This window comes from Herbidospora solisilvae (genome assembly GCF_009901565.1).
GTDB lineage: Bacteria > Actinomycetota > Actinomycetes > Streptosporangiales > Streptosporangiaceae > Herbidospora > Herbidospora solisilvae.
Genome location: NZ_WXEW01000011.1, coordinates 174,079 through 197,572 on the forward strand (window position 1 = coordinate 174,079; position 23,494 = coordinate 197,572).

A 23,494-nucleotide genomic window follows, 5' to 3' on the forward strand; every position below is an offset into this window, starting at 1 on the left:
TCCATGGGTGCTGACTTCGACTCCGTAACCAAAGCCGTTGTCCCCGCCGCCGGTCTCGGGACGCGATTCCTGCCCGCGACCAAGGCCACTCCGAAGGAGATGCTGCCGATCGTCGACAAACCGGCGATCCAGTATGTCGTCGAGGAGGCAGTCTCCGCGGGGCTGCTCGACGTCCTGATGGTCACCGGGCGCAACAAACGATCGATTGAAGACCACTTCGACGTGGCCGCGGAGCTGGAGGGCGCCCTCCGGGCGAAGGGCGACGAGAAGCGCCTGTCCCAGATTCAGGAACCCGTCGACCTCGCGACCATGCACTACGTCCGCCAGGGCGAGCCCAGGGGCCTCGGCCACGCCGTGCTCTGCGCCAAGCAGCACGTCGGGAACGAGCCGTTCGCCTGCCTCCTCGGCGACGACATCATCGACCCCAACGACCCGCTGCTCAAGCGCATGATCGAGGTCCGCCAGCAGCGCGGCGGCAGCGTCATCGCGCTGATGGAGGTGCCCGAGGAGCAGGTCTCCCAGTACGGCTGCGCCGCCATCGAGGCGACCGATGAGGACGACGTCGTGCGGATCACCGACCTGGTGGAGAAGCCCCCGAAAGAGGAGGCGCCGTCCAACTGGGCCATCATCGGGCGATACGTGATCGATCCGGCCGTCTTCGAGGTGCTGGAGAAGACCCCGCCCGGCCGCGGCGGCGAGATCCAGCTCACCGACGCGCTGCGCACGCTCGCGTCCAGCACCCCCGAGGAGGGCGGCCCCGTCTACGGCGTGCTGTTCCGTGGGCGCCGGTTCGACACCGGCGACAAGCTGCAGTACCTGCAGACGGTGGTCGAGTTCGCGGCGCGGCGGCAGGACCTCGCCCCCGAGTTCCTGCCCTGGCTGCGAGAATTCCTGAATGAGGCACAGCCCTAGCGATCTCAAACCGGTCGATCGGCACCTCGCCGACATCCTGGCGACCGTCCGCCCTCTGGCGCCCCTCGAACTCGATCTTGAGCGGGCGCTGGGGGCGGTGCTCGCCGAAGACGTGACCGCGCCGGTCGACCTGCCGCCCTTCGACAACTCGGCGATGGACGGCTACGCGGTCGTCGCCGCCGACCTCGCCCTGGTCCCGGCGACGCTTCCGGTGACCGAGGACGTCGCGGCGGGAGATCCGTCCGTACACGCGATCGGGCCGGGCCTGACCGCCCGCATCATGACCGGGGCGCCGCTGCCGGCCGGCGCGGACACGGTCGTGCCGGTCGAGTACACCGACGGCGGCACCGCCCACGTGGTTGTCCACAGGCAGGTCGAGCGCGGCAACGCGATCCGCCGGGCGGGTGAGGATGTGCGGGTGGGAGATGTGGTCCTGGCCGAGGGCACGCGCATCGGAGCGGCCCAGATCGGCATCCTGGCGGGGGTCGGGCGGCGGCGGGTGCTGGTCCGGCCGGTGCCCCGGGTGGCCGTGTTGTCGACGGGCGCCGAGCTCGCCGAGCCCGGAACCCCGCTCGGGTACGGCCAGATCTGGGAGTCCAACAGCTTCATGCTGGCCGCCGCGGTCCGCGAGGCCGGCGGCGAGGCGTTCCGGGTGGGGTCGGTGACCGACGACCCGCGCGTCTTCATGGAGACCCTCGACGCGCAGTTGGTCCGGGCCGACGCGGTGATCACCAGCGGCGGCGTCTCGATGGGCGCCTACGAGCCGGTGAAAGAGGGCCTGAGCCCGCTCGGCACGGTCAAGTTCGAGAAGGTCGCCATGCAGCCCGGCATGCCCCAGGGCTTCGGCGTGGTCGGCGACGACCAGATCCCGATCTTCACCCTGCCCGGCAACCCGGTCTCGTCCTACGTCTCCTTCGTGCTCTTCGTGCGCCCCGCCCTGCGCCGCATGCAGGGCCTGCCCGCCTCGCTGCCCTCGACGGTCCAGGCCGTCTGCGACGCGCGGCTGCGCTCCCCGAAGGGCCGCCGTTCCTACCTGCGCGCGGTGCTGAGCGGTGACAAGGTCACCCCCGCCCGCGGCCAGGGCTCCCACCAGCTCGCCGCGCTGGCCGCGGCCGACGCGCTGATCGTCGTACCGGAAGACGTGACCGAGGTCCCGGAAGGGACGACTGTTGAGGTGATCCCGCTGTGAATCTCACCCATCTCGACGAATCGGGCCAGGCCCGCATGGTCGACGTGTCAGAAAAGCCCATCTCCGTCCGTACGTCCACCGCCTCCGGTCGTGTCCTGCTCTCCGAGGAGGCCGTGGCGATCCTGAGGTCGGGAGACACCCCGAAGGGCGACGCGCTCGGCGTGGCCCGCATCGCCGGGATCATGGGCGCCAAGAAGACGCCCGACCTGATCCCGCTCTGCCACCCCATCGCCCTCCACGGAGTGAAGGTCTCCCTGGAGATCGTCGACGAGGGCGTGGAGATCACCGCCCGGGTGAAGACGGCCGACAAGACGGGCGTGGAGATGGAGGCCCTCACCGCCGTCACCGTGGCCGCCCTCGGCCTGATCGACATGATCAAGGCCGTCGACCCCGCCGCGGTCATCACCGACGTGCGGGTCGAGGAGAAGACCGGCGGCAAGACCGGCGACTGGCGGCGCTCATGATCCGCGCCCTGGTCATCACCGCGTCCAACCGCGCCGCCGAGGGGATGTACGACGACCGCTCGGGCCGCATCCTCCACGCCCTCCTGGAGGAGCACGGCTGCACGGTCGACGGCCCGGTGGTGGTCCGCGACGGTGAACCGGTGTATGAAGCGTTGGTGAAGGGCCTCGAGTCGGCATACCAGGTCATCGTCACCACCGGCGGCACCGGCCTCACCCCCACCGACCTGACCCCCGAGATGACCCGGCGTGTCCTCGACCGCGAGATCCCGGGCATCGCCGAGGCGATCAGACAGGTCAACCGGGAGAAAGTGCCCACATCGGTGCTCTCGCGCGGCCTGGCCGGGCAGGCGGGCAGCACCCTCGTCGTCAACCTGCCCGGATCGACCGGCGGAGTCCGCGACGGGATGGCGGTCCTGGGCCCCATCCTCGGCCACGTGGTCGACCAGATCCGCGGTGGTGACCATCGCGTCTGATGGCGCGATTCGGTGAACAAGAGGGATGATTGACAAGTGGATCGACTTCGCGGCTGGCCCGCGACCCTGGCGGAAGGCCCCGTAGGTCTCCGGCCGCTGCGGCTCCGCGACGTGCGCGTCTGGCGGGAGACCCGCCTGCGCAACGCCGACTGGCTGCGCCCCTGGGAACCCAGCAACCCCGAGACGCCCCTGTTCCGCACCGGCCTCAGCCCCTACGTCTCCATGGTCGGCACCCTCCGCCGCGAGGCCCGGCAGGGTCTGGCCCTGCCGTGGGTCGTGACGTACAACGGCGCCTTCGCGGGCCAGCTCACCGTCGGCGCGATCGTCTGGGGCTCGGCCCGCTCGGCCCAGGTCGGCTACTGGGTCGACGGCGCGCTGGCCGGCAAGGGCATCATCCCCACGGCCCTGGCCATGGCCGTCGACCACTGCTTCTTCACCACCGGCCTCCACCGCCTGGAGGCCAACATCCGCCCCGAGAACCACGCCAGCCGCAGAGTCGTCGAAAAACTCGGCTTCCGCGAGGAGGGCGTACGCCGAAGGCAACTCCACATCGACGGAGCGTGGCGAGACCACATCTGCTATGCCCTGACCGTGGAAGACGTGCCCAGAGGCCTGCTCGTCCAGTGGCGCCGGGCCCGAGACTCATCGGCAGCACGTCACGGCGAGTCCCCGTAGGCGACAACAGCTTCGACGATCTCGCGACACACCGGACCGAATGCTCGTCAATCAGTGACACGCCGCCTTACGGTGCGTGACGTGAGCATGCAGGCGGGCCGAGTCCGGGAGGAGAGCAGCCGATGAGCAGCGTCCTCCTTTATCTCGCCATCGTCGCAATGTGGCTCGGCGTCCTCGTCCCGATGTGGCTACGCCGCGACCGCTATGTCCTAATGGATGAAGACAAGGACAACACCGAGGGCGACACCTTGATCGAAACCCCCGATCAAGCCACCCCCTCGCCCGCGACGTCGGAAGAGGAGGCATCGGTGCCCGAACCCGCCGCCGCCTCCGACCCTCAGTTCGCGACCAACCGCCGCCGGGCCCGCATCCGGGTCCGCCGGCGCCGCACCCTGCTGTGGTGCGTGGCCATGGTCCTGGTCTCCTCGATCGCGGCCTTCCTCGGCGTGGTGCCGTGGTGGGGCGTGGCACCGGCCGCACTCCTGCTCGGGCTGTACGTGACGCTGCTGCGGGTGGCCTCCAAGCTGGAGCACGAGCAGCAGGACCTGGCGGCCCGGGTGCGGGCCGACCGGCTCCGGCGGGCTCGGGCCGAAGCGCGACGGGCGGCCGCGGCGGCGATCGAGGCCGAGATCATCGAACTGGAGAAGAAGCGCGGCGGCGTGTTCGACCAGTACGCGGATCACCGGCGAGCGGTGGGGGACTAGCGCGCGGATGGCGCGAAGGGGTGCTGGAGTTTGGTAGCCTAGATCTCGTTCACGGGGCTATAGCGCAGTCCGGTAGCGCACTTCGTTCGCATCGAAGGGGTCTGGGGTTCAAATCCCCATAGCTCCACTCTCGGAACGGCCCGTGGTTGACGCCCCTTCGGGGCGGCTGCCACGGGCCGTTCCTCGTTTACCCCGGGGGGCGACCCCCGGACCCCCGATACGAGAGGGCTTCGCCGCCTCGCGCTCCTCCTGGTCCGCTGTCGCGTCCCCTGCGTCGCTACGCTCCGGGGTCGCTGCCGCTCCCTGGCGAAGGGCTCCGCCCCTCGCGCTCCCTGGACAGGCCTCGCTTCGCTCGGATCGAGCTCGCTTCGCTCGGATGATGAGTTCCACGAGCTGCGCCGGAAGGACGGGCTGACATGCCGGCGGGGCGCCCCTCCCTGTTCAAGCTGCCCTTTTGAATGCAGGGGCCAAAGTTGCTTGAACAGGGAGGGGGTGTGGGGTCCCTCGTGGGAGGCCCCGGGGAGGGGGTGCGGGGTTCTCGGCGCGGAAAACGAGGGGTAGCTGCGGGACCCCTACGGAGCCGCCGTTTCGGCTGGCGTAGGCCGTTGTGGGAGTCCCACGTGGGACCCCTACGGGCACCGACCACCTGGGGGACCCCCACGGGGGCCAGGCCCTGCGTGAGGTCGAAAACGGACACGCGAAAGGCAAGATCGTCATTACCGCGTGAACCTATAGTGGGACGTATGCCGTTATGGGGGAGACGCCTGCTGGTCGCCCTGGCGATCTACGCCGCCGCGATCGGTTGTTACCTCTGGTCGCCGTACGGTGACTTCTTCGACGACGGGGTGTTGATCGTGCTGGCGCCACTCGTGCTCGGCATGATCCTCGGCGCCGCCGCGCGACTGCCGAACTGGTGGCCCGTCGGGTGGGCGGCGTTCCCCGCCGGCGCCTTCCTGCTGTTCGGCCTGTGGGGCTGGCTGGAAATCCTCGGCATCGGGTTCCTCCCGGCGCCCATCATGATCGCCGTTCCGGCGGCCGGTTACGCGACCCTGTCGTGGCTCGCCTCACCCGGGTTCGCCTGGCCGAAAGTCGGCGCGGGCGTGCTCGCCCTCGCCACGATCGTGCCGGTCTTCCTGAACGCCTAACCGAAGATCAGCGTGGTCAGCGCCGCTGCCGAGGCGAGCTCGGCGTAGGAACCAGCCGTTCCAGCCGTTCGCGCAGCACCTCCCAGTCGGGCCAGCTCCTCGGTCACCGCGCGGCCAGCTCCGCGCGCGCCTCCGGCACATGCCGCTCGACGAGACTCGCGAGCTCATTGATCTGTACGGCTTTCGCCTGCGCTCCGGCCTGCTCTATGGGCGGAGCCGATTGAACGGGCCGGCCCCCCACACCCGCCTGTGGGCACGGTGGAAACGTATCCGCGACAGGGGCCGCGAGCTCAAGGCGAAGCGTGCGGAGATTGGGACTCATCGGTTGCCAGCTTCTCGTCTATGAGCAGGAGAGCACCGAGGGCGTCCTCTTGGTCGTATCGATTCTCCACCTGAGGCAGGTAGCGATCGAGGTAGGCGGACAGGACCGTCGCATCCTCGTCCTCGCCGAAGCGGGCGGGAGCGGCACACGCAGACGGCAAGCCTGCCTGGTGTGCCACTCCTCGTCCATCACGCGTCATTCGGTACGTGACCGTCTGAGGCGAAGGAGTTCTACTCGTTTCCTTCCGAGATCAGGCGCCACGAAGTTCACGACGTCCGCGACTGTCGCCCGACGTCGGGAAGGCGGACAGCGAGACAGACTTTGCTTCGTACTGGGAAACGATCACACGTTCGGGGCGGATCGTTCGGCCTCGACGCTCACGCCGGGCAAGCCACGAACGAGCGGCGAAGAGTCCGTGAGGCATATCAGGGACAGTAGGACGATCACTTCACGCGCACTGCAGATGGCGGATTTCCCGCGGTTGAGTGATCAGGTGGCGGCTGTGACGCCTATCGAATTGGAAACATGTGGTCCTGTCCGTGCTCTTCAGAGGGGAGTTCTTCGATCCGGAGGTCGGAGAAGATCAAGGTCAGATCGTGGGCGTTGGTCTGGATCCGGACCTCGTGGAAGTCGATGCCGACAGCTGCGGCCCAGTTCCGGGCAGTCGGCGAGTCAGTGACGACCGTGGCTCCGGGATAGAGCAGTTGCCATTGAACGCCCCAGACGTATCCGTCGAGGTCGACGCCGGTTGGGTAGGTGATGAGCCGGTCGTCCTGGGACTTGCGCCATATTTCGGCCGGCACGGTTGTGGTGCAGTCGGCCTGCACACAGAAGCGGAACAGATAGCGCAGCGTCGCCGGCGCGATCCCGCTTCGCGGATCGGCGGTCGTGTGGATCACTAGTTGGTAGTCGCGCATGTACGTCGTGAAGCCGTGGCTGAGCAAGGCTTGGTCGAAGACATCGTCCAGAGCCTGCTGTAACCGCACCGGATCCATGGACGCAGTTCTACCGCCAATACGATCTGCGGTTGTGGCGGCTGGTGTTATTCGGCCGTGGCCTTGTCGGCGCAGCCGCGGAAGGCTACGTCACGGTCGTAGTCGCGCTGGTATGGCCAGGAGATGGCGATCCGCGCTGCGGCCCCACTGATGAGCCGCCACCCGCAGCGCGTCAGAAGCGAAGGTGGGCGACGCTGAGGTCCAGTCGTGCTGCGGAACTCCTGCACCGAACGGCCCGCGGGCCCTCAGCGAAAGGCTTCCAAGTTGCGATTCGCCCAGTCGGCGAAGGTGGCCGGTGCGCGGCCGAGAATCTTCTCGACGTCGGGACTGATCTGCTGTTCGCGGACGGTGGGCGTGCCGAGGATGTCGAGAGTGGTCTCCGCCACCTGGGCGGGCATGAACGTCGACATCTGGGCGTGGGCCTCCTCCCTCGTCTGCTCTCTGAAGGTGACAGGCTCACCGATCGCAGCCCCGATGGCGGCCGCCCGCTGGCGTGGTGTCGTCAATGCGGGGCCGGTCAGGTCGTAGATCGCCTTCTCGTGTCCTGCCTGCGTCAGGGTGGCGGCGGCCACTGCGGCGATGTCGTCGGGGTCGACGACCGGGAGGCCGACGTCCCCGAACGGTGCGGCGATCGTGCGGGACGCCCTCACCGATGGCGCCCACGCGAAGGCGTTGGAGGCGAAGCCGCCCGGCCGCAGGAAGGTCCAGTCCGTACCGGACGCCATGACGGCCTGTTCGAAGGCCGCGAGTGCCTGTCCGTGTGACGGGGAGTCCGGGCGGGTGGCCACTCCCTGAGAGGAGAGGAGGACGATCCTGCCGTAATCCGCGAATGGGGCCACCACCTGAGTGGGATCTCCAGCCATCATCAGGTCTCCTCCGATCAGCAGGAAGACCGCGTCTGCCTCGACGGGCAGTTCGCCTGACGGCCGAGACAGGTCGGCGGCGAGCGGGTGGACCCCCGGCGGCACGTCTGCATCGGTGATGCGGCGCGCTACGGCGGTCACCTCCTGGCCCTCCTCGATGAGCGTCCGGACCAGCGTGCGTCCGACGTTTCCCGTGGCACCCGTGACAACGATCACGTCACTCTCCTTTAAGTTAGTTAGCTGACTTACTAAGAAGAAACGTAGCACGGGTCAGGGTCATATAGTTAGTCAGGTGACTGACTTGAAGGAATCCGCCCGCGTCCGGACGGCCGGCGCCAAGCGCCAGCGGCTGATGAGAGCGGCGGCCGAGGTCATGCACCGGCAAGGCGCCGAGCGCACCACTATCGCCGACATCGCGCGGGCGGCCGATGTGCCCGTCGGCAACGTCTACTACTACTTCAAGACGAAGGACGAGCTTGTCGCCGCCGCGCTCTCCGAGCACGCACGGCAGCTCGACCTGCTCACCGCCGACCTCGACCGGCTCCCCGACCCCCGTGAACGCCTCAAAGGCCTGATCGCCGCCTGGGTGGGCCAGCGTGACCTCGCCGCCCGCTACGGATGCCCGACCGGCACGCTCGCCGTCGAGCTGGACAAAGGCGAGGAAGGCGGCCTGGACGTCGAAGCGGGCAAGGTCATCCAGCTGCTGCTGACCTGGGCCGAGCATCAGTTCCGCGAGCTGGGCCAGCCGGACCCCGACGGCTTGGCCCTCACCCTCGTGGGCGCCTACCAGGGCATGTCCCTGCTGGCCAACGCCTTGCGGGACCCCGGGATCATGGAACGCGAGGGCGCTCGCCTGCTCGCCTGGATCGACTCCCTACAGGTCGCCTGAGACGCACAAGCGGCCATCCCATGACCCGTAGCGGGAGCCAAGTGGGGAGCCACGGCATGCCGCTCGCCGGGTCATCTCGCGAACGCGCGGTCACCGCATCCGAAAAACCGGTACCCGCAGACGAAAGGGCAGCAATGCCCCCGAGAGTCAGGGCATGCCGCTTACCAGGTCATCTCGCGAACCCGGTCACCGCATCCGGAACACCGGACCTCGCGGACGAAAAGGCAGCGAGGCCCCCTCCGGCACCAGCCACGCATGTTCCCGCCGCACCCGCACCACGTCACACCACCCGTCAGTGATGATCAAAATAGGCCCGCCCTGAGGAAAGTCGTCCGCCCGCTCCAACAAGTTCACGCCAGGCTGCAGCACCGTCCCCCCGCGCCCCCGCACCCGGACCTTCCCCGCGATCGTCTCGACCGGCAGGTACCCCGCGTCGTAAGCCGCCGCGTCGCAGAACACCACCCGCGCCTGTGGCACGTCCCGCGCCAGCGCATACGACGCGATCGCGCCCAGTGCCTTGCCCAGCAGCCGCACGTCCATCGATCCCGACGTGTCGAGGACCACGCCGAACGTCGCGTGCCGGACCACCTCCTCCGGGAGGATCCAACCCGGTCGGGGGATGCCGGGGCTCGACGACTGGCGGCGTGAGGCGCGGGCGTAGGTGCGCTTGCGGGTCGGGCTGGGGATGTGTTCGTCGAACCAGCGGGCCAGTTGGGCGTCCCACGGGAGTGGGGGCTGGTCGAGGGCGCGGATCTCCTGTTCCAGGCCGCTCGGGAGGTGGCCGCGGCCCGACGACAGGTGGTATTCCAGGCCGTTGGCCAGGGCGCTGCGGTAGTAGGCGTCCAGGTCGGCGTAGGTGCCCGGGGTGGCGGGTTCGTTCAGGAGGTCGCCGAGGCCCTTGCCTCGCAGGGTGGCCAGTCTTCGCATTCTGCGCAGGTCGGTCTTGATGCGGTCGTACACCTCTTCGCTGGAGCAGCCCCGGAGGTCGGGGTCGTACAGGAGGCCTTCGGGCATCTCGCCGACGTTCATCTCGACGAGCCAGCCGTTGACGACGTAGTCGCAGGCCACGTTCCACAGGTAGGGGTCGCGGCCGCCGACCCGGTCGCCGTGGCGCAGGGCGGCGTGCAGCATCTCGTGGGCCAGCACGAACCGCCACTCTTCGGTGAGCAGGTCGCGGAGGGGGTTGACGTAGATCTCGCCGGCTTCGGCGTTGACGGCCGCGATGGCGATGTCCCAGCCTCGGGCCACGTCGGCGTCGGCGACGATCTTCAGGCCTGCTGCCAGGGCACCCAACAGCGGATATGAGGACACGAACCAGCCCAGGGCCAGTTCCCACGGCGGTTTGCGGCGCACCGGGTCGCCGCCGGAGGCGACCGTGACGGCCGAGGTGGCCGCCGAGGAGACGCCGATGGCCAGTTCGGCAGGGTATTTGTGCCAGTCGGCCTCCTTCTCGGTGCCGACGCTGAAATCGGGATGTTCGCCCGGGGTGTACTCCACCGGGACGCCGGCCGACCAGCGGCGCGCGAGGGTCGCCTCGTCTTCGGGGGGCAGGTCCGGCAGCCGGTCGGGTGGGCGGCCGATGCCGACGGACGTGAGGAAGCGGTCCACCACCACGCAGCAGGCGGCCTGGTAGTGGGCCCTCGGGGCGCGTCGTCTGTCGCGGCCCACGGGACGGTCGAGGTCGCCCGGTTCGGCGTTTCGCGGATCGAGGTGGCCGAAACCGGCGTGCAGGAGCAGGTGGGCGAAGACCCAGGCCCAGAGGTCCGGCTCGGCGCGGACGCGCGGGTTGAAGCGGACCGTGCCCGGCTGGATGTCGGCCCAGACGGCGTTGGGCAGCTCTTCGTCGTCGATCAGGCCCATGCGCAGGGTGCGGAACAGCGAGTGGTTCGAGGCGTCGCGCCAGCCCTCGTAGACGGCCTGGCGCCACGGGTCGGGTTTGCGCTGCTTCGTCATCAGGCCCGCGCCGCCGCGAGGCGAGGCAGGTCGCGGCCGACCTCGATGAGGAACCACGAGGGCAGCACCGGGACGCCGTTGTCGTCGGTCGCGATGACCAGCTGGGCGCATTCGAGGCTGATCTCGGCCAGTTCGATCAGCAGGGCCTTGGACCGGAACGCCAGCTTCTGCAGGGCGGGGGAGGCGTGCCTCTTGGACGCCGGCAGGTCTTTCGCCAGCCGGGCCCGGAACGCCTCCGACAGGAAGAACAGCAGGTCGCGGTCTTGCGGGTCGCGCGGCCAGGCCACCTCGCCCTTCAGCACGGCGTCGAGGTCGAAGGCGTGCCTGACCGTCTTCACATAGGCGCGGAACGCCGAGGCGTGCACCGGAGACAGGATGCCGTGGGCGAGCACGGCCAGCGTGTCGCCGTCGACGCCCTCGCCGTAGGCGTGCAGCGCGTCCGACAACATGTGCCAGCCGCGCGGCGTGGAGAACGGCTCCTCCGACTTCGGCGGCGGGCTCCACAGGTGGTCGGGCCGCTGGACGAGATGGTCGACGACCCACCGGTGCACCCCGTTGGCCGCGGCCCAGGCGAGCCAGTCGTCCACCGAAGCCCGTAGGTGAAGGTGGATCATGCGGTTGACCAGCGCCGACGGCATCGGCCGGGCGAGCGCGTTGTCGGTGGCCCGGTTGCCCGCGCCGATGACGACCGACCCCTTCGGCAACTCGTAGGTGCCGATCCGCCGGTCGAGGATGAGAGAGTAGAACGCCTTCTGCACCTCCGCCGAGGAGGCGTTGAGTTCATCCAGGAACAGGCAGAAGGGCTCGTCGCGGGCGATCGACTCGGGCGGGGCGAACCGGCTGCGGTCGCCGACGATCTGCGGCACGCCGATGAGGTCCTCGGGTGCGAGCTGGGTGCCGAGCAGCGTCACACATTCGAGCCCCAGCGACTCGGCGAACGCCCTGACCAGCGAACTCTTCCCAATGCCGGGGGCGCCCCAGAGGAAGACGGGACGCACCAGGGCGACGTTGAGCAACACCTCGGGAAGCGCGGCCGGCGTGACGGTGACGGTGGCCTGCATACGCACCAGCTTCTCGAATCACCCGATCTTCGGCCAACGGTTTTATGCTGCGATGGTGACTATCCGTGATCGCGTCGACCATTTTCCTCACTCTGCGCAGTCATCGTGGGGGGCGCGATGAACACCCGGTTGAGGTGGACCGCGTCGATCGTCCCGGCCGTCGCCATGCTGGCGCTCGTCCTGGTGTGGGGGCGGGGGCTGCCCGTGCTCGTCGAGGTCGTGATCGTGTTGCTGCTGGCCGCGAGTGTGCTGGCGGCCGTGCACCACGCCGAGGTGGTCGCGCATCGGGTGGGGGAGCCGTTCGGGTCACTGATCCTGGCGGTGGCGGTCACCGTCATCGAGGTCGGGCTGATCGTCACGCTGATGCTCTCGGGTGGCCCCGGGGTGGCCACGCTGGCCCGCGACACCGTCTTCGCCGCGGTGATGATCACCTGCAACGGCATCGTGGGGTTGTCGCTGCTGGTCTCGGCGCTGAAGAGGGGGACCGCGCCCTTCAAGCCCGAAGGGACCGGCGCGGCGCTGGCCACCGTCATCACGCTGGCGACGTTGTCGCTGGTGCTGCCGACGTTCACGACCAGCAACCCCGGGCCGGAGTTCTCGGGCCCGCAGCTCGTCTTCGCCGCCGTGGTCTCTTTCGGACTGTACGTCTTGTTCGTCTTCGTCCAGAGCGTGCGGCACCGGGAGTACTTCGTGCCCGAAGGAGACGACGAACGCCACACCTGGACCCCGTCCGCGAAGACGACCCTGATCAGCCTCGGGCTGCTGGTCCTGGCGCTGGTCGCGGTGGTCGGGCTGGCGAAGGTCGAGTCGAAGAGCATTGAGGACGCCGTCGCCTTCGCGGGGCTGCCGCCCTCGGTGGTCGGCGTGGTGATCGCGCTGCTGGTGCTGCTGCCGGAGACCCTCGCCGCCGCCCGCAACGCGCGGCGCGATCGCACGCAGATCAGCTTCAACCTCGCGCTCGGGTCGGCCATGGCCAGCATCGGGCTGACCATCCCGACCATCGCGGTCGCCTCGATCTGGCTGACCGGGCCCCTCACGCTCGGGCTGGGCGCGGTGCACATCGTGCTGCTGATGCTCACGGCCGTCGTCGGCACGCTCACCGTCCTGCTGGGGCGGGCGACGTTGCTGCAGGCGGGGGTGCACCTCGCGCTCTGCGGCAGCTACCTCTTCCTGGCGGCGGTGCCCTGAGCGGGCGGGAACGCCCCTGTTTCAGCCGAGCCCCGCATACCGCCGGGGCCGCAGAGCCTGGGTGCGCAGGGCCGACAGCGCCGCCGCCTGGCCCACCGGGGTGAGCTGCCAGGTCGACCGCCAGTCACACGACACGCGCAGGTCGAGCGCGTCGAGGCGGCGCTGGAACTCGCCCATCGGGCCGCCCAGGTCGCGGGCGCTCACCTGGGCGCCAGCCGCCGAGCGCCAGCCCTCGCCGTTGACCACCTCGGCGACGCTCTCGCACAGGTCGGGATAGCTGTACGCCGCCCCGTCGGCCAGCAGCATCAGCGCCGACTCGCGGATGGACACCTCGAAGTCGTGTTCGCCCTTGGCCGGGGCCAGCAGGGTGGCCGTGACGGCCGTCCAGAGAAGGTCGGGGTTGTCGGCCAGTTTCCGGCCGCGCGAGGTCAGCACGAGTTTGCGGCCGGTCCGCCGGACCGCCTTCAGCTCGCCCATCATGATCTCGCGGAGCATCGTCAGGGTCGGCACGTCGGCCTCGCCCCGGACGGTTCCCGAGGTCAGCGTGTCCCAGCCGAACAGCTCGACCGACTCGACCACCAGGGCGCGGGCGATGTTGAACTTCTGGGTCAGCGGCACGCCGCCGGTCTCGGCCCAGTCGAGCAGCCACCACAACGAGGCCAGATGGGGCTCCTCGGGCGCCGGGACGGGCGCGTGCAGCCGCACCTCGAACGGCTGGGCGAGCTCGCGGCGGGCCCGGCCCCGGCCGAGCACCCACCGGTTGAGGCGTTCGCCGTGGACGCGGTGGAGCCAGCAGTCGCCGCCGAGTTCCGGGCGCGGGCTGTTCAGCCAGCGCCGGGTGAGGTCGAGGCGGCCCTTCAGGAACGTCTTGCCGCCGGGCTGCGGCAACTCGCCCGACACCAGGGCCAGTTCGAGGGCCGCCGCACAGGCCACGTGGGCGCCCAGTTCCTCCGGACCCATGATGGAGCTCCAACTGAGCTCCGGGACGTCGGGAGGGAGCACCCCGGTCGCCTCCACGGCCTCCTGGTAGGCGGCGGTGCCGGCCTCCTCGCCGTCGCGGGCGTAGACGCGCAGGATGCGGGTCGTGGTGGGGGAGTCGCAGAGGGCGGCATATCGCTCCATGCCGCCCAGCTCGAACAGGCGCCCGAGGGCGCGGGCGATCCCGTGGCGGTCGCCCGTCACCTTGATCGGGAGGGCGTACCAGAGGAACTCGCAGACGTCGAGCTGGCTGATCGTCTCAAGGGCCTCACCGCCGGTGAGCCACTCCACGGCGACACGAGCCGAGTCGGCGACATCCGGCTCGGCTCGCTCCAGCTCGGCGAGGAGGGCCGCCACGTCAGGTGCGGGCATGACCCGCAGTCTGCCGTATGGCACCCACCGTTGACGACGACCGAGAGACACTCGGGACCACCCCCCTAGTGACTCACGATACGGACCGCCCCGCCAGAGGTCAGATCCAGCCCTTCTTGAACAACATCCGGTCATACCAGTCCTGGTACGGCAGGAGCTCGGCCGACAGGACCGGATAGAGCCACCAGAAGTTCAGCAGCGACAGCAGGGCGAACACGCCGACCGCGATCGCGCCGGCGCGGCGGCGCTGCAACGGGGCCGTGGCCGGGCCGATGAGCAGGCCCGCCGCCAGCACGACGGCCAAGATCATGAACGGCACCATCGGGATGGCGTAGAAGAGGAACATCGTGCGGTTGTCGGCCCAGGCGAAGTAGAACCAGGGCAACCAGCCCGCCGCGTAGCCCAGCAGGACCGCGCCGGCCCGCCAGTCGCGGGTGGCGACGTACCAGGCGATCATGGCGATGAGGGCGGCGAGACCGGCGTACCAGATGATCGGGGTGCCGGTGCCGAGCACGGCCCACGAGCAGCTGTCGGCGCCGCAGCCCGAGGGCGACTCGTAGAAGAACGCGACCGGGCGGGTGAGCAGCGGCCACTGCCACGGTTGTGACTGGTAGGGGTGGGTGGTGGCCAGGCCGGTGTGGAAGGACAGGATCTGGGTCTGGTAGTCGATCCACGACCGCATCGAGCTGAACACGAAGTTCTGCCAGCCGCCCGTCGTGGCCTCGGCCCAGTTGCGGCCGTAGCCGCGTTCACCCGCGAACCAGCCGGCGAACGAGACGACGTACACGACCAGAGACACGATCGCCACCCAGGCGAAGGCGAGCGGCACGTCGAGCTTCAGGGTCGCCAGCACCGGTCGGCGCAGCCCGACCGCGCGGCGGGCGCCCAGGTCCCACAGGACGGTCATGATCCCGAACGCCGCGATGAACAGGATGCCGGTCCACTTGGTGGCCAGCGCGGCCCCCAGGCACAACCCGGCGGCCAGCCGCCACGGGCGCAGGCCCAGCTTGGGGCCCAGATCGCTGACCGGGGAGTTCTCGTACCAGTCGGCCAGCCGCTCGCGCGACTTGTCGCGGTCGACGACCAGGCAGGCGAACCCGGCCAGCAGCCAGAACATCAGGAAGATGTCGAGCAGGGCCGTGCGCGACAACACGAAGTGGAGGCCGTCGACCGCAAGCAGGAACCCGGCCAGGCAGCCCAGGACGGTCGAGCGGGTCATCCGGCGGGCCAGCCGGGCCAGCAGGAAGATCGAGATCGTGCCGACCAGCGCGGCGGCGAACCGCCAGCCGAAGGGGTTCAGCCCGAACATCCACTCGCCGAGGGCGATCATCCACTTGCCGAGCGGCGGGTGGACGACGTAGGAGCCGCAGTCGACGACGTTCTGACACACCTTGAAGATGTTGTCGTCGCCGCGCAACATCGCCTGGTTGGCCGCGTCGCCGTCGAGGAACTGGGTCTCCACGCCGAATTTCAGCGTCGACCAGGCGTCTTTGGCGTAGTAGGTCTCGTCGAAGACCACCGCCTTCGGCACCTCGAGGCGGTCGAACCGCAGGAACCCGCCGAACAGGGCGATGAGAGCGGGGCCGAGCCAGGCCCACAGCCCGTCGCCCGGCATCGGGGGCAGCAGCCGTTCGCGCACGGAGAGCTGCTGCTCCTTCGGCTCGGGCTGTTCGGGCGCCTTGTCAGCAAAATCTGTCACGGCCACGGCGACACACTACTGGCGACACGCCGTCACGAACACGACGTACACCCCGATTCCTGACCCCGCGACGCGCCGCCGCCGGACCGACGGAACCCCGGCGGCGGGCACACGGGATTCGCCGCCGCGTCGAAGACACGGCGGGAACGCGGAACGCCGCAGAACGCCGCACCGCGCCGACGCCTGGACCGGCGGAGCGCCACCGTCGGACACGGGCGCGAGGACCGCCGTGCCGGAGGCACGGCCGACGAACACCAGCGTGAAGCTTTCATACTTGGGGGGTGACGGACTACGGAACCCTCGTGCTGGCCGGGGCCCCCATCGGGCAGCCGGGCGACGCCTCTCCGCGGCTGCGGGCCGCCCTGGAGAGCGCCGACGTGATCGCCGCCGAGGACACCCGGCGGCTGCGCCGCCTGGCCGGCGACCTCGACGCCGAGATCACCGGCCGGATCGTCTCCTACTACGACCAGAACGAGGCCGCCCGCGCCCGCGAACTGCTCGGGCACCTGCTCGACGGGCAGAAGGTGCTGGTCATCACCGACGCCGGCATGCCGGGCGTGTCCGACCCCGGCTACCGGCTGACCCGGCTCGCGGTCGAGGCCGGGGTGCGGGTGACCGCCCTGGCCGGGCCGTCGGCCGTCACCACCGCCCTGGCCGTCTCGGGCCTGCCCAGCGACCGGTTCTGCTTCGAGGGTTTCCCGCCCCGCAAGGCCGGTGATCGCGGACGTCGGCTGGAGAAGCTCGCCGACGAGGAGCGCACCATGGTGTTCTTCGAGGCGCCCCACCGCCTGGAGGCCTCACTGCTGGCCATGGCCGAGGCGTTCGGCGCCGACCGGGCCGCCGCGGTGTGCCGCGAGCTGACGAAGACCTATGAAGAGGTGCGGCGCGGCACGCTCGCCGAACTGGCTGCGTGGGCGCCCGAGGCCAAGGGCGAGATCACGATCGTGGTGGCCGGGGCGTCGCCCCGAGAGGTCTCCGTCGACGACCTGATCGGCGCGGTGGCCCGCCTGGAGGCCACGGGGGTGACCCGCAAACAGGCGATCAGCGACGTCGCCCGCGACGCGGGCGTGTCGAAGCGCGACCTCTACAACGCGGTGCACTCCGCTTAGGACACGACCGGTTCGGCCGCCAGCGGTTCTCCGGTGCGCCTCCTGCCGAACCGGACCTGCCGCAGCGCGATCGCCGCCGCCAGGCAGGCCAGCGGGACGGCCGGGAGCAGGTAGCGGTAGTCGAACTCGGCGGTGGCCGCCGGGGCCAGCACCAGCCCGGCCGCCCCCAGGAACGGCAGCAGCACCGGGCCGCCCAGGGTGCGCCAGCGCTGCACCACGCCCACCAGCCCGGCCAGCAGCAGCAGCCCGAGGACCGTGCCGGGCAACCGCACCACCGACTGGTAGCTCATCATGAACGTCGAGAACGGGGCGACCTTGACGGTGGCCGCCTCGCCGTTCTCGTAGCGGGTGGCGTCGCCGTTGGTCGTGCCCCGGTAGGAGCTCCACTGGGGGAGCTTGGTGGTGGTGTTGTTGCTGAACTCGTAGAGGCCGAAGGTCTTGTTGTCGGGGAAGACCGGGCGGCCCCACTGGAAGGCGCGGAAGAAGTCCTTCGCGATGGCGGCCAGGTAGTCGAGCGGCTGGGCCATGATCGCGCGTTTGGCGAACTCGCTGGCGATCTGGTTGGTCTCGGCGTCGAACTTGCGGCCCGCGCCGAAGACGTGGAGCTGGTTCTCGTTGTCCCACCAGAGATAGGCCTGCGCCGACTTCTCGCGCTCGGCCACCGGCGTGTTGATGCACAGCAGCGCCAGGTCGAGGTCGTCGCGCGGGTCGAGGCCCATCTTGTCGCAGTCGGCGAACAGGGCGGTGCGCATGTAGAGGATCACGCCGTCGCTCTGGGTCATCGCGAAAGGGCCGTTGACCGCCTTGAACCAGCCCATGTAGCCGATGACCGGGATCACGCAGGCGACCAGCATGGCCGCGATGGGCTTCCAGCCGACCCGCTTGATCAGCATGAACGCCACCACGAGCGCCAGGATCGGCAGCCCGATGCTGCGGGTCAGCGCGGTCAGCGCGAGCAGTCCGCCGACGGCCGCGCCGACCTTCCAGGTCATCGACCGGTGCCAGAGCACCAGCACGATCACCCCGGTGACCAGCAGGGTGAACATGGCGTCGCTCATGATCAGCTGTTCGAGCTGGATCTGGTAGGCGTCGAACAGCACCGGCACGGTGGCCAGCGTCGCGGCCCACCCGGCCATGGCGAACCTTTTGACCAGCAGCGCATAGATCAGCCCGGCCGTCGCCAGGCCCATCAGGTGTTGCGTGAGGACAACGAGGCTGAAGCTGTGAAAGGGTCGGAGCAGCAGGAGCCAGAAGGCGTAGCCATCCGGCCTGATCGGGTGGGGCCTCGGGTGGAGCGCGACCGACACGTAGTCGTAGGAGTCGTTGAACCACATCGCCGGGCCGAAGCCGAGCATCGTGACGAGCCGCAGGAGCGCGCCGACCGCGAGCGCGGCGGCGAACCAGCGATGATTGCGCAGCGTGACGACGAGACGCTCCTTCCAGGTGACCTGGGGGGCGCCTGTGACGGCGGGTTCCGCGACCGCGACCATGGTTACAGAATGCCAGGGGTTTTCGGGACTTGACCCGCCCCCCTCGGGGCAGACGGCATCATGGTCTGATTACTGACCGGCGATCACAGGTGTAAACGGCAGGGGTAACGAACGTGGAACTGACAGTGGTCATGCCGTGCCTCAACGAGGCGGAGACCGTGGAGGTGTGCGTAACCAAGGCCCTGGCCTGCATGCGCGAGAACGGGATCGACGGCGAGGTGGTGATCGCCGACAACGGCAGCACCGACGGCTCGCAGCAGCTCGCCCGCGACGCCGGCGCCCGGGTCGTGCACATCGACCAGAAGGGCTACGGCAACGCCCTGATCGGCGGCATCCGCGCCGCGCGCGGCAAGTACGTGATCATGGGCGACGCCGACGACTCCTACGACTTCACCAACCTGATGCCGTTCGTCGAGGAGCTGCGCAAGGGCGGCGAGCTCGTCATGGGCAACCGCTTCAAGGGCGGCATCGCCCCCGGCGCCATGCCCCCGCTCCACCGTTACCTGGGCAACCCGGTCCTGTCGTTCGTGGGCCGGCTGTTCTTCCCCAGCGCGATCGGCGACTTCCACTGCGGCCTGCGCGGCTTCCGCCGCGACTCCATCCTCAAGCTGGGGCTCCAGACCGGGGGCATGGAGTTCGCCTCCGAGATGGTCGTCAAGGCCACCCTGCAGGGCCTCGACGTGCGCGAGGTGCCGACCACCCTGTCGCCCGACGGCCGCTCCCGCCCACCTCACCTGCGCTCCTGGCGCGACGGCTGGCGCCACCTGCGCTTCCTGCTCCTCTACAGCCCCCGCTGGTTGTTCTTCATCCCGGGCCTGGCCCTGATGATCTTCGGCCTGGTCGTCGGCACCGCCCTGACCTTCGGCCCGGTCTACATCGGCCAGCTCGCCTTCGACGTCGACACCCTCGTCGGCGCGTCGGCGATGGTGGTGATCGGCTTCCAAGCGGTCCTGTTCGCCCTGTTCACCAAGGTGTACGCCGCCGAGGAGGGCTTCCTGCCCGAGTCGCCGCGCATCAGGAAACTGATCGACATCGTCACCCTCGAACGCGGCCTCATCATCGGCGGCCTACTGGCCGTCGCCGGTCTGGTCGGCCTGGTGGCCTCGCTCGCCCACTGGGGCGGCAGGGGCTTCGGCGAGCTGATCCCAGCCGAGTCGCTGCGTCTGGTCGTGCCGTCGGCGACCGCCTTCATCATGAGCTTCCAGACGATCTTCGCCTCGCTCTTCATCTCGATCCTGGGCATCCGCCGCTCGCGCGAGACCCCGGTCGACATCGCCGCCTCGGCCGCCGAGGAGGCCGCCGAGGCCGTCAATAAGCAGCCGACGCTGTAGTCGGATGCCTCTAGGCTTGGAGGCATGTCTCAGCACATCTTGACCGCCGTCGCGTGGCCCTACGCCAACGGGCCACGCCACATCGGGCACGTCTCCGGGTTCGGCGTGCCGTCCGACGTCTTCAGCCGCTACCAGCGGATGGCGGGCAACAAGGTGCTGATGGTGTCCGGCACCGACGAGCACGGCACGCCGATCCAGGTCCAGGCCGACAAGGAGGGCGTCACCGCCCGGGAGCTCGCCGACCGCTACAACCGGGTCATCGCCGAAGACCTGACGGCCCTCGGGCTCTCCTACGACCTGTTCACCCGCACGACCACGCTCAACCACTACGCCGTCGCCCAGGAGATCTTCCTCGGGCTCCACAAGAACGGCTACATCTTCCCGAAGACCACGATGGGCGCGGTCTCCCCGTCCACCGGCCGCACCCTCCCCGACCGCTACATCGAGGGCACCTGCCCGATCTGCGGCTACGACGGCGCGCGCGGCGACCAGTGTGACAACTGCGGCAACCAGCTCGACCCGATCGACCTGATCAACCCCAAGTCGAAGATCAACGGCGAGACGCCGAAGTTCATCGAGACCGAACACTTCATGCTCGACCTGCCCGCCTTCGCCGACGCGCTCGGCACCTGGCTGCAGGGCAAGCAGGGCGAGTGGCGGCCCAACGTGCTGAAGTTCTCGCTCAACCTGCTGGGCGACCTGCAGCCGCGCGCGATCAGCCGAGACCTCGACTGGGGGGTGCCGATCCCGCTCGACGGCTGGAGCGACCGCAACGACAAGCGCCTCTACGTCTGGTTCGACGCGGTCATCGGCTACCTGAGCGCCTCGGTCGAGTGGGCCCGCCGGTCGGGCGACCCCGACGCGTGGCGGGCCTGGTGGCAGAACCCCGACGCCCGCGGCTACTACTTCATGGGCAAGGACAACATCGTCTTCCACTCCGAGATCTGGCCGGCGATGCTGCTCGGCTACAACGGAGAGGGCGCCCGGGGCGGGGCGGCCGGATCGCTGGGGCGGCTCGACCTGCCCTCCGAGGTGGTGTCGAGCGAGTTCCTGACCATGGAGGGGAAGAAGTTCTCCTCCTCGCGGTCGGTCGTGATCTACGTCCGCGACTTCCTGGAGCGCTACTCGGCCGACGCGCTGCGCTACTACATCGCGGTGGCCGGCCCCGAGAACCAGGACACCGACTTCACCTGGCAGGAGTTCGTCAACCGCAACAACGGCGAGCTCGTCGCGGCCTGGGGCAACCTGGTCAACCGGTCGATCTCGATGGCGTCCAAGAACTTCGGGAAGATCCCCGACGCGGTCGACCTGACCGACGCCGACCGGGCGCTCCTTGAGCGGTCGAAGGCGGCCTTCCCGGCGGTCGGGGCCGAGCTCGGGCGGTCGCGGTTCAAGAACGCGGTCACCGAGGCCTTCGACGTGGTGCGCGACGCCAACCGCTACCTGGCCGAGCAGGAGCCCTGGAAGATCAAGGACGACCCGGTCCGCCAGGGCACCATCCTCCACGTGGCGCTCCAGATCGTCGACGACGCCAAGACGCTGCTCACCCCGTTCCTGCCGAACTCCTCCAACAAGATCCACGAGATGCTGGGCGGCCAGGGCGTCTGGTCCGGCATGCCGGAGATCCGCGAGGTCGACGAGCCGGGCGGGCGCTCCTACCCCGTCATCACGGGCTCCTACGAGGGCGCGGCGAAGTGGGAGCACCGGCCCGTCCAGTCGGGCACCCCGCTGGCGCCGCCGAAGCCGCTGTTCGCCAAGCTCGACCAGAAGGTGGTCGACGAGGAACTGGGCCGCCTGGAAGGCAAGTGATGTCGGTCCCGTTCCCCGAGGCGCTCGGCGCCGAGGTGTTCGACAGCCACTGCCATCTCGACATCATGGTCGGGGAGCGCAAGGCGTCGTCCGGCGATCCCGTCGCCCTGGCCGCGCAGGCGGCCGGGGCGAGCGTCGACCACATCGTCGAGGAGGCCAGGTCCGTCGGGGTGACGCGCCTGGTCACGATCGGCTACGACCTGCGCTCCTCCGAGTGGGGCGCCGAGATCGCCCGCGACCACGAGGGCGTCTACGCGGGCGTGGCGATCCACCCCAACGAGGCCCACGCGGCGACCCCCGAGGTGCTCGACCGCATCGAGGAACTGGCCCGGCTTCCGCACGTGCGGGCCGTCGGCGAGACCGGTCTCGACTTCTTCCGCGACTGGGCGTCCAAAGACGACCAGCACGCCTCGTTCCGGGCGCACATCGAGATCGCCAAGCGCACCGGGAAGGCGCTGGTGATCCACGACCGCGACGCCCACGACGCGGTCCTCGACGTGCTCGACGAGGTGGGCGCCCCCGACGTGGTGGTCTTCCACAGCTACTCGGGCGACGCCGAGATGGCCGAGCGCTGCGTCAGGGCGGGCTACTACCTGTCGTTCTCGGGCCCGGTCACCTACAAGAACGCCGGCTACCTGCGTGAGGCCGCGAAGGTCGCGCCCGCCGAGCTGATCCTGGTCGAGACCGACGCGCCCTATCTGCCGCCGACTCCCCACCGGGGCAAGCCCAACGCGCCCTACCTGATCCCGTTGACGCTGCGCCGCATCGCGGAGGTGAAGGACACGGCCCCCGAGGCGCTGGCGGAGATCATCAATGCGAACGGTCCGCGCGTTTTCGGTGATTGGTAATGGGATGTCACGGTACGGTGTGAGTTGACCATGGCGCTTCCGGAAGGACGCATCCGTGTATTCCCCGACGTTGGAGAGCCCCGCGCGTGACACGGGCAGCCAACTGTCGGGCTGGGAACATCCGGTCGAGAAACCCGCTGAGACGCCGTCCCGGTTGAGGGCGCTGGTCCGTCCGTGGCTGGCCGTGTTGTGCGCCGCCGCGCTGGGGGCCTCGGTCGGCGTGGTCATCGGGGTCGGGCTGGCGCGCGAGATCACCCTCGACGTCGACGGCAAGCTGACCACCCACCGTTCGTTCGCGGCCGACGTGCGGGGCGCGTTGAAGGCCGCCGGGGTGCCCTACGAGAGGGGCGACATGGTCTCGCCCCCGCCGTCGGCCGAGATCGGCGACGACATGACGATCGTGGTGAGGCACGCCCGCCCGCTGACGCTGAACCTCGACGGGACCTCCAGCACCCATCTGACGACGGCGCTCAACGTCCAGGACGCTCTCGTAGAGCTCAAGATGAACCCCAACAAGCTCCAGCTCTCGACGACCCGGCTGCGGCAGATCCCGGTCGAGGGGTTCGAGCTCGACGCGCGGTCCCAGCGCAAGGTGACGATCGTGGCCGGCAGCATGCGCATCGAGACCACGACGACCGGCCGGACCGTGAAAGAGGTCCTGGAGGAGTCGAACGTCGAACTCGGCGAGGGCGACAAGGTCTCGCCCGGCCTGTCGACCTTCCCGCCCGAGGACACGGTGATCCGGGTGACCCCCGGCCTGCCGCCCCACACGATCCCCATCTCGGCCGACGTGGCCGCGCTGAACTGGGACGCGCTGGCGCGATGCGTGTCGGGGAACGACGCCAAGTCGGCGCCGGGAGGGCTCTACGGGTTCGGGCTGAAGATGTGGCTGGCGGTCGGCGGGGAGAAGCGGCCGGTCGACTGGCCGGAGGCCGAGCAGACCTACCGGGCGCAGCTCCTCTACCAGCGGCTGGCGGGCGACTGGAAACGTGCCTGGCCGGAGTGCGGCCACCGCCTCTGACCGC

Annotated in this window: 22 protein-coding genes and 1 tRNA gene; 15 read left to right on the top strand and 8 right to left on the bottom strand. The window is 69.6% G+C overall.

The genetic code is table 11. From position 1 onward, the window contains the following. Positions 1-3 precede the first annotated feature (3 nt). The 8 genes from galU (at position 4) to GT755_RS33555 (ending at position 5,562) form a co-directional block, all read left to right on the top strand. The gene (gene galU, locus GT755_RS33520; protein WP_030452035.1) at positions 4-912 is read left to right on the top strand and encodes a UTP--glucose-1-phosphate uridylyltransferase GalU; all 909 of its coding nucleotides are present in this window, start codon (positions 4-6) and stop codon (positions 910-912) included. Beyond that, a complete protein-coding gene (glp, locus tag GT755_RS33525) occupies positions 896-2,101 on the top strand; it encodes a molybdotransferase-like divisome protein Glp (protein WP_161483587.1) in 1,206 nt (401 codons plus the stop codon). The genes galU and glp overlap by 17 nt, the downstream gene beginning before the upstream one ends. Further along, a complete protein-coding gene (moaC, locus tag GT755_RS33530; protein ID WP_030452033.1) occupies positions 2,098-2,565 on the top strand; it encodes a cyclic pyranopterin monophosphate synthase MoaC in 468 nt (155 codons plus the stop codon). The genes glp and moaC overlap by 4 nt, the downstream gene beginning before the upstream one ends. After that, positions 2,562-3,038 (top strand): MogA/MoaB family molybdenum cofactor biosynthesis protein, encoded by a 477-nt coding sequence (locus GT755_RS33535; RefSeq protein ID WP_161483588.1) that lies wholly within the window; start codon positions 2,562-2,564, stop codon positions 3,036-3,038. Before moaC ends, GT755_RS33535 begins: the two co-directional genes overlap by 4 nt. 36 nt (positions 3,039-3,074) lie before the next feature. Beyond that, complete coding sequence (locus GT755_RS33540) at positions 3,075-3,713, top strand: GNAT family N-acetyltransferase (protein ID WP_030452031.1); 639 nt, start codon at positions 3,075-3,077, stop codon at positions 3,711-3,713. 122 nt (positions 3,714-3,835) lie between these two features. Continuing rightward, the gene (sepX, locus tag GT755_RS33545; protein ID WP_161483589.1) at positions 3,836-4,417 is read left to right on the top strand and encodes a divisome protein SepX/GlpR; all 582 of its coding nucleotides are present in this window, start codon (positions 3,836-3,838) and stop codon (positions 4,415-4,417) included. Positions 4,418-4,470: 53 nt separating this feature from the next. Next, positions 4,471-4,544 (top strand) — tRNA-Ala (locus GT755_RS33550). Positions 4,545-5,160: 616 nt separating this feature from the next. Beyond that, positions 5,161-5,562, top strand: a complete 402-nt coding sequence (locus tag GT755_RS33555) for a hypothetical protein (protein WP_161483590.1) — start codon at positions 5,161-5,163, stop codon at positions 5,560-5,562. 290 nt (positions 5,563-5,852) lie between these two features. Here GT755_RS33555 and GT755_RS41700 read toward each other — a convergent pair whose 3' ends face one another. From GT755_RS41700 to GT755_RS33565, 3 genes are all read right to left on the bottom strand, one after another. Beyond that, the gene (locus GT755_RS41700) at positions 5,853-6,083 is read right to left on the bottom strand and encodes a DUF6000 family protein (RefSeq protein ID WP_407929442.1); all 231 of its coding nucleotides are present in this window, start codon (positions 6,081-6,083) and stop codon (positions 5,853-5,855) included. Between the two features lie 310 nt (positions 6,084-6,393). Continuing rightward, entirely contained in the window at positions 6,394-6,879 is a 486-nt protein-coding gene (locus tag GT755_RS33560) for a YxiG-like protein (RefSeq protein ID WP_161483591.1), read from the bottom strand. A 245-nt stretch (positions 6,880-7,124) separates the two neighbouring features. Then, on the bottom strand, positions 7,125-7,958 hold the full coding sequence (locus GT755_RS33565; protein WP_161483592.1) for an SDR family oxidoreductase: 834 nt from the start codon (positions 7,956-7,958) through the stop codon (positions 7,125-7,127). A 76-nt stretch (positions 7,959-8,034) separates the two neighbouring features. On the opposite strand from GT755_RS33565, the gene GT755_RS33570 reads away from it, so the two are divergent. Next, positions 8,035-8,631 (top strand): TetR/AcrR family transcriptional regulator, encoded by a 597-nt coding sequence (locus GT755_RS33570; RefSeq protein WP_328794706.1) that lies wholly within the window; start codon positions 8,035-8,037, stop codon positions 8,629-8,631. A 186-nt stretch (positions 8,632-8,817) separates the two neighbouring features. Here GT755_RS33570 and GT755_RS33575 read toward each other — a convergent pair whose 3' ends face one another. After that, a complete protein-coding gene (locus GT755_RS33575; RefSeq protein ID WP_161483593.1) occupies positions 8,818-10,584 on the bottom strand; it encodes a vWA domain-containing protein in 1,767 nt (588 codons plus the stop codon). Further along, positions 10,584-11,645 (bottom strand): AAA family ATPase, encoded by a 1,062-nt coding sequence (locus GT755_RS33580; RefSeq protein WP_161483594.1) that lies wholly within the window; start codon positions 11,643-11,645, stop codon positions 10,584-10,586. Before GT755_RS33580 ends, GT755_RS33575 begins: the two co-directional genes overlap by 1 nt. A 117-nt stretch (positions 11,646-11,762) precedes the next feature. On the opposite strand from GT755_RS33580, the gene GT755_RS33585 reads away from it, so the two are divergent. Then, positions 11,763-12,833 (top strand): calcium:proton antiporter, encoded by a 1,071-nt coding sequence (locus GT755_RS33585; protein ID WP_161483595.1) that lies wholly within the window; start codon positions 11,763-11,765, stop codon positions 12,831-12,833. A 21-nt stretch (positions 12,834-12,854) separates the two neighbouring features. On the opposite strand, the gene GT755_RS33590 is transcribed toward GT755_RS33585, so the two are convergent. Both GT755_RS33590 and GT755_RS33595 read right to left on the bottom strand, forming a co-directional pair. Continuing rightward, positions 12,855-14,183, bottom strand: a complete 1,329-nt coding sequence (locus GT755_RS33590) for a hypothetical protein (protein WP_161483596.1) — start codon at positions 14,181-14,183, stop codon at positions 12,855-12,857. 100 nt (positions 14,184-14,283) lie between these two features. Continuing rightward, complete coding sequence (locus GT755_RS33595; protein WP_328794707.1) at positions 14,284-15,888, bottom strand: dolichyl-phosphate-mannose--protein mannosyltransferase; 1,605 nt, start codon at positions 15,886-15,888, stop codon at positions 14,284-14,286. Between the two features lie 275 nt (positions 15,889-16,163). On the opposite strand from GT755_RS33595, the gene rsmI reads away from it, so the two are divergent. Then, the gene (gene rsmI, locus GT755_RS33600) at positions 16,164-16,991 is read left to right on the top strand and encodes a 16S rRNA (cytidine(1402)-2'-O)-methyltransferase (RefSeq protein WP_161483597.1); all 828 of its coding nucleotides are present in this window, start codon (positions 16,164-16,166) and stop codon (positions 16,989-16,991) included. Here rsmI and GT755_RS33605 read toward each other — a convergent pair. Next, a complete protein-coding gene (locus GT755_RS33605) occupies positions 16,988-18,481 on the bottom strand; it encodes a hypothetical protein (protein ID WP_161483598.1) in 1,494 nt (497 codons plus the stop codon). The genes rsmI and GT755_RS33605 overlap by 4 nt on opposite strands. Before the next feature lie 113 nt (positions 18,482-18,594). On the opposite strand from GT755_RS33605, the gene GT755_RS33610 reads away from it, so the two are divergent. Genes GT755_RS33610 through GT755_RS33625 form a run of 4 tightly spaced genes read left to right on the top strand, consistent with a single transcriptional unit; the run spans position 18,595 to position 23,490 of the window. Then, positions 18,595-19,812: a glycosyltransferase gene (locus GT755_RS33610; protein ID WP_285590213.1), complete on the top strand. Its 1,218-nt coding sequence runs from the start codon at positions 18,595-18,597 to the stop codon at positions 19,810-19,812. A 24-nt stretch (positions 19,813-19,836) separates the two neighbouring features. Then, the gene (gene metG / locus GT755_RS33615) at positions 19,837-21,621 is read left to right on the top strand and encodes a methionine--tRNA ligase (RefSeq protein WP_161483599.1); all 1,785 of its coding nucleotides are present in this window, start codon (positions 19,837-19,839) and stop codon (positions 21,619-21,621) included. Continuing rightward, complete coding sequence (locus tag GT755_RS33620) at positions 21,621-22,469, top strand: TatD family hydrolase (RefSeq protein WP_161483600.1); 849 nt, start codon at positions 21,621-21,623, stop codon at positions 22,467-22,469. The genes metG and GT755_RS33620 overlap by 1 nt, the downstream gene beginning before the upstream one ends. A gap of 55 nt (positions 22,470-22,524) precedes the next feature. Beyond that, complete coding sequence (locus tag GT755_RS33625) at positions 22,525-23,490, top strand: ubiquitin-like domain-containing protein (RefSeq protein ID WP_161483601.1); 966 nt, start codon at positions 22,525-22,527, stop codon at positions 23,488-23,490. The last annotated feature ends 4 nt before the right edge of the window (positions 23,491-23,494 follow it).

What these genes read in the sequence shown, in the direction of transcription:
- GT755_RS33605 (WP_161483598.1), bottom strand. Translation starts at nt 18,481, where the DNA reads ATGGTCGCGGTCGCGGAACCCGCCGTCACAGGCGCCCCCCAGGTCACC.
- GT755_RS33555 (WP_161483590.1), top strand. Translation starts at nt 5,161, where the DNA reads ATGCCGTTATGGGGGAGACGCCTGCTGGTCGCCCTGGCGATCTACGCC.
- GT755_RS33620 (WP_161483600.1), top strand. Translation starts at nt 21,621, where the DNA reads ATGTCGGTCCCGTTCCCCGAGGCGCTCGGCGCCGAGGTGTTCGACAGC.
- sepX (WP_161483589.1), top strand. Translation starts at nt 3,836, where the DNA reads ATGAGCAGCGTCCTCCTTTATCTCGCCATCGTCGCAATGTGGCTCGGC.
- glp (WP_161483587.1), top strand. Translation starts at nt 896, where the DNA reads ATGAGGCACAGCCCTAGCGATCTCAAACCGGTCGATCGGCACCTCGCC.
- metG (WP_161483599.1), top strand. Translation starts at nt 19,837, where the DNA reads ATGTCTCAGCACATCTTGACCGCCGTCGCGTGGCCCTACGCCAACGGG.
- GT755_RS33590 (WP_161483596.1), bottom strand. Translation starts at nt 14,183, where the DNA reads ATGCCCGCACCTGACGTGGCGGCCCTCCTCGCCGAGCTGGAGCGAGCC.
- GT755_RS33580 (WP_161483594.1), bottom strand. Translation starts at nt 11,645, where the DNA reads ATGCAGGCCACCGTCACCGTCACGCCGGCCGCGCTTCCCGAGGTGTTG.
- GT755_RS33585 (WP_161483595.1), top strand. Translation starts at nt 11,763, where the DNA reads ATGAACACCCGGTTGAGGTGGACCGCGTCGATCGTCCCGGCCGTCGCC.
- GT755_RS33575 (WP_161483593.1), bottom strand. Translation starts at nt 10,584, where the DNA reads ATGACGAAGCAGCGCAAACCCGACCCGTGGCGCCAGGCCGTCTACGAG.
- GT755_RS41700 (WP_407929442.1), bottom strand. Translation starts at nt 6,083, where the DNA reads ATGACGCGTGATGGACGAGGAGTGGCACACCAGGCAGGCTTGCCGTCT.
- GT755_RS33560 (WP_161483591.1), bottom strand. Translation starts at nt 6,879, where the DNA reads ATGGATCCGGTGCGGTTACAGCAGGCTCTGGACGATGTCTTCGACCAA.
- GT755_RS33535 (WP_161483588.1), top strand. Translation starts at nt 2,562, where the DNA reads ATGATCCGCGCCCTGGTCATCACCGCGTCCAACCGCGCCGCCGAGGGG.
- galU (WP_030452035.1), top strand. Translation starts at nt 4, where the DNA reads ATGGGTGCTGACTTCGACTCCGTAACCAAAGCCGTTGTCCCCGCCGCC.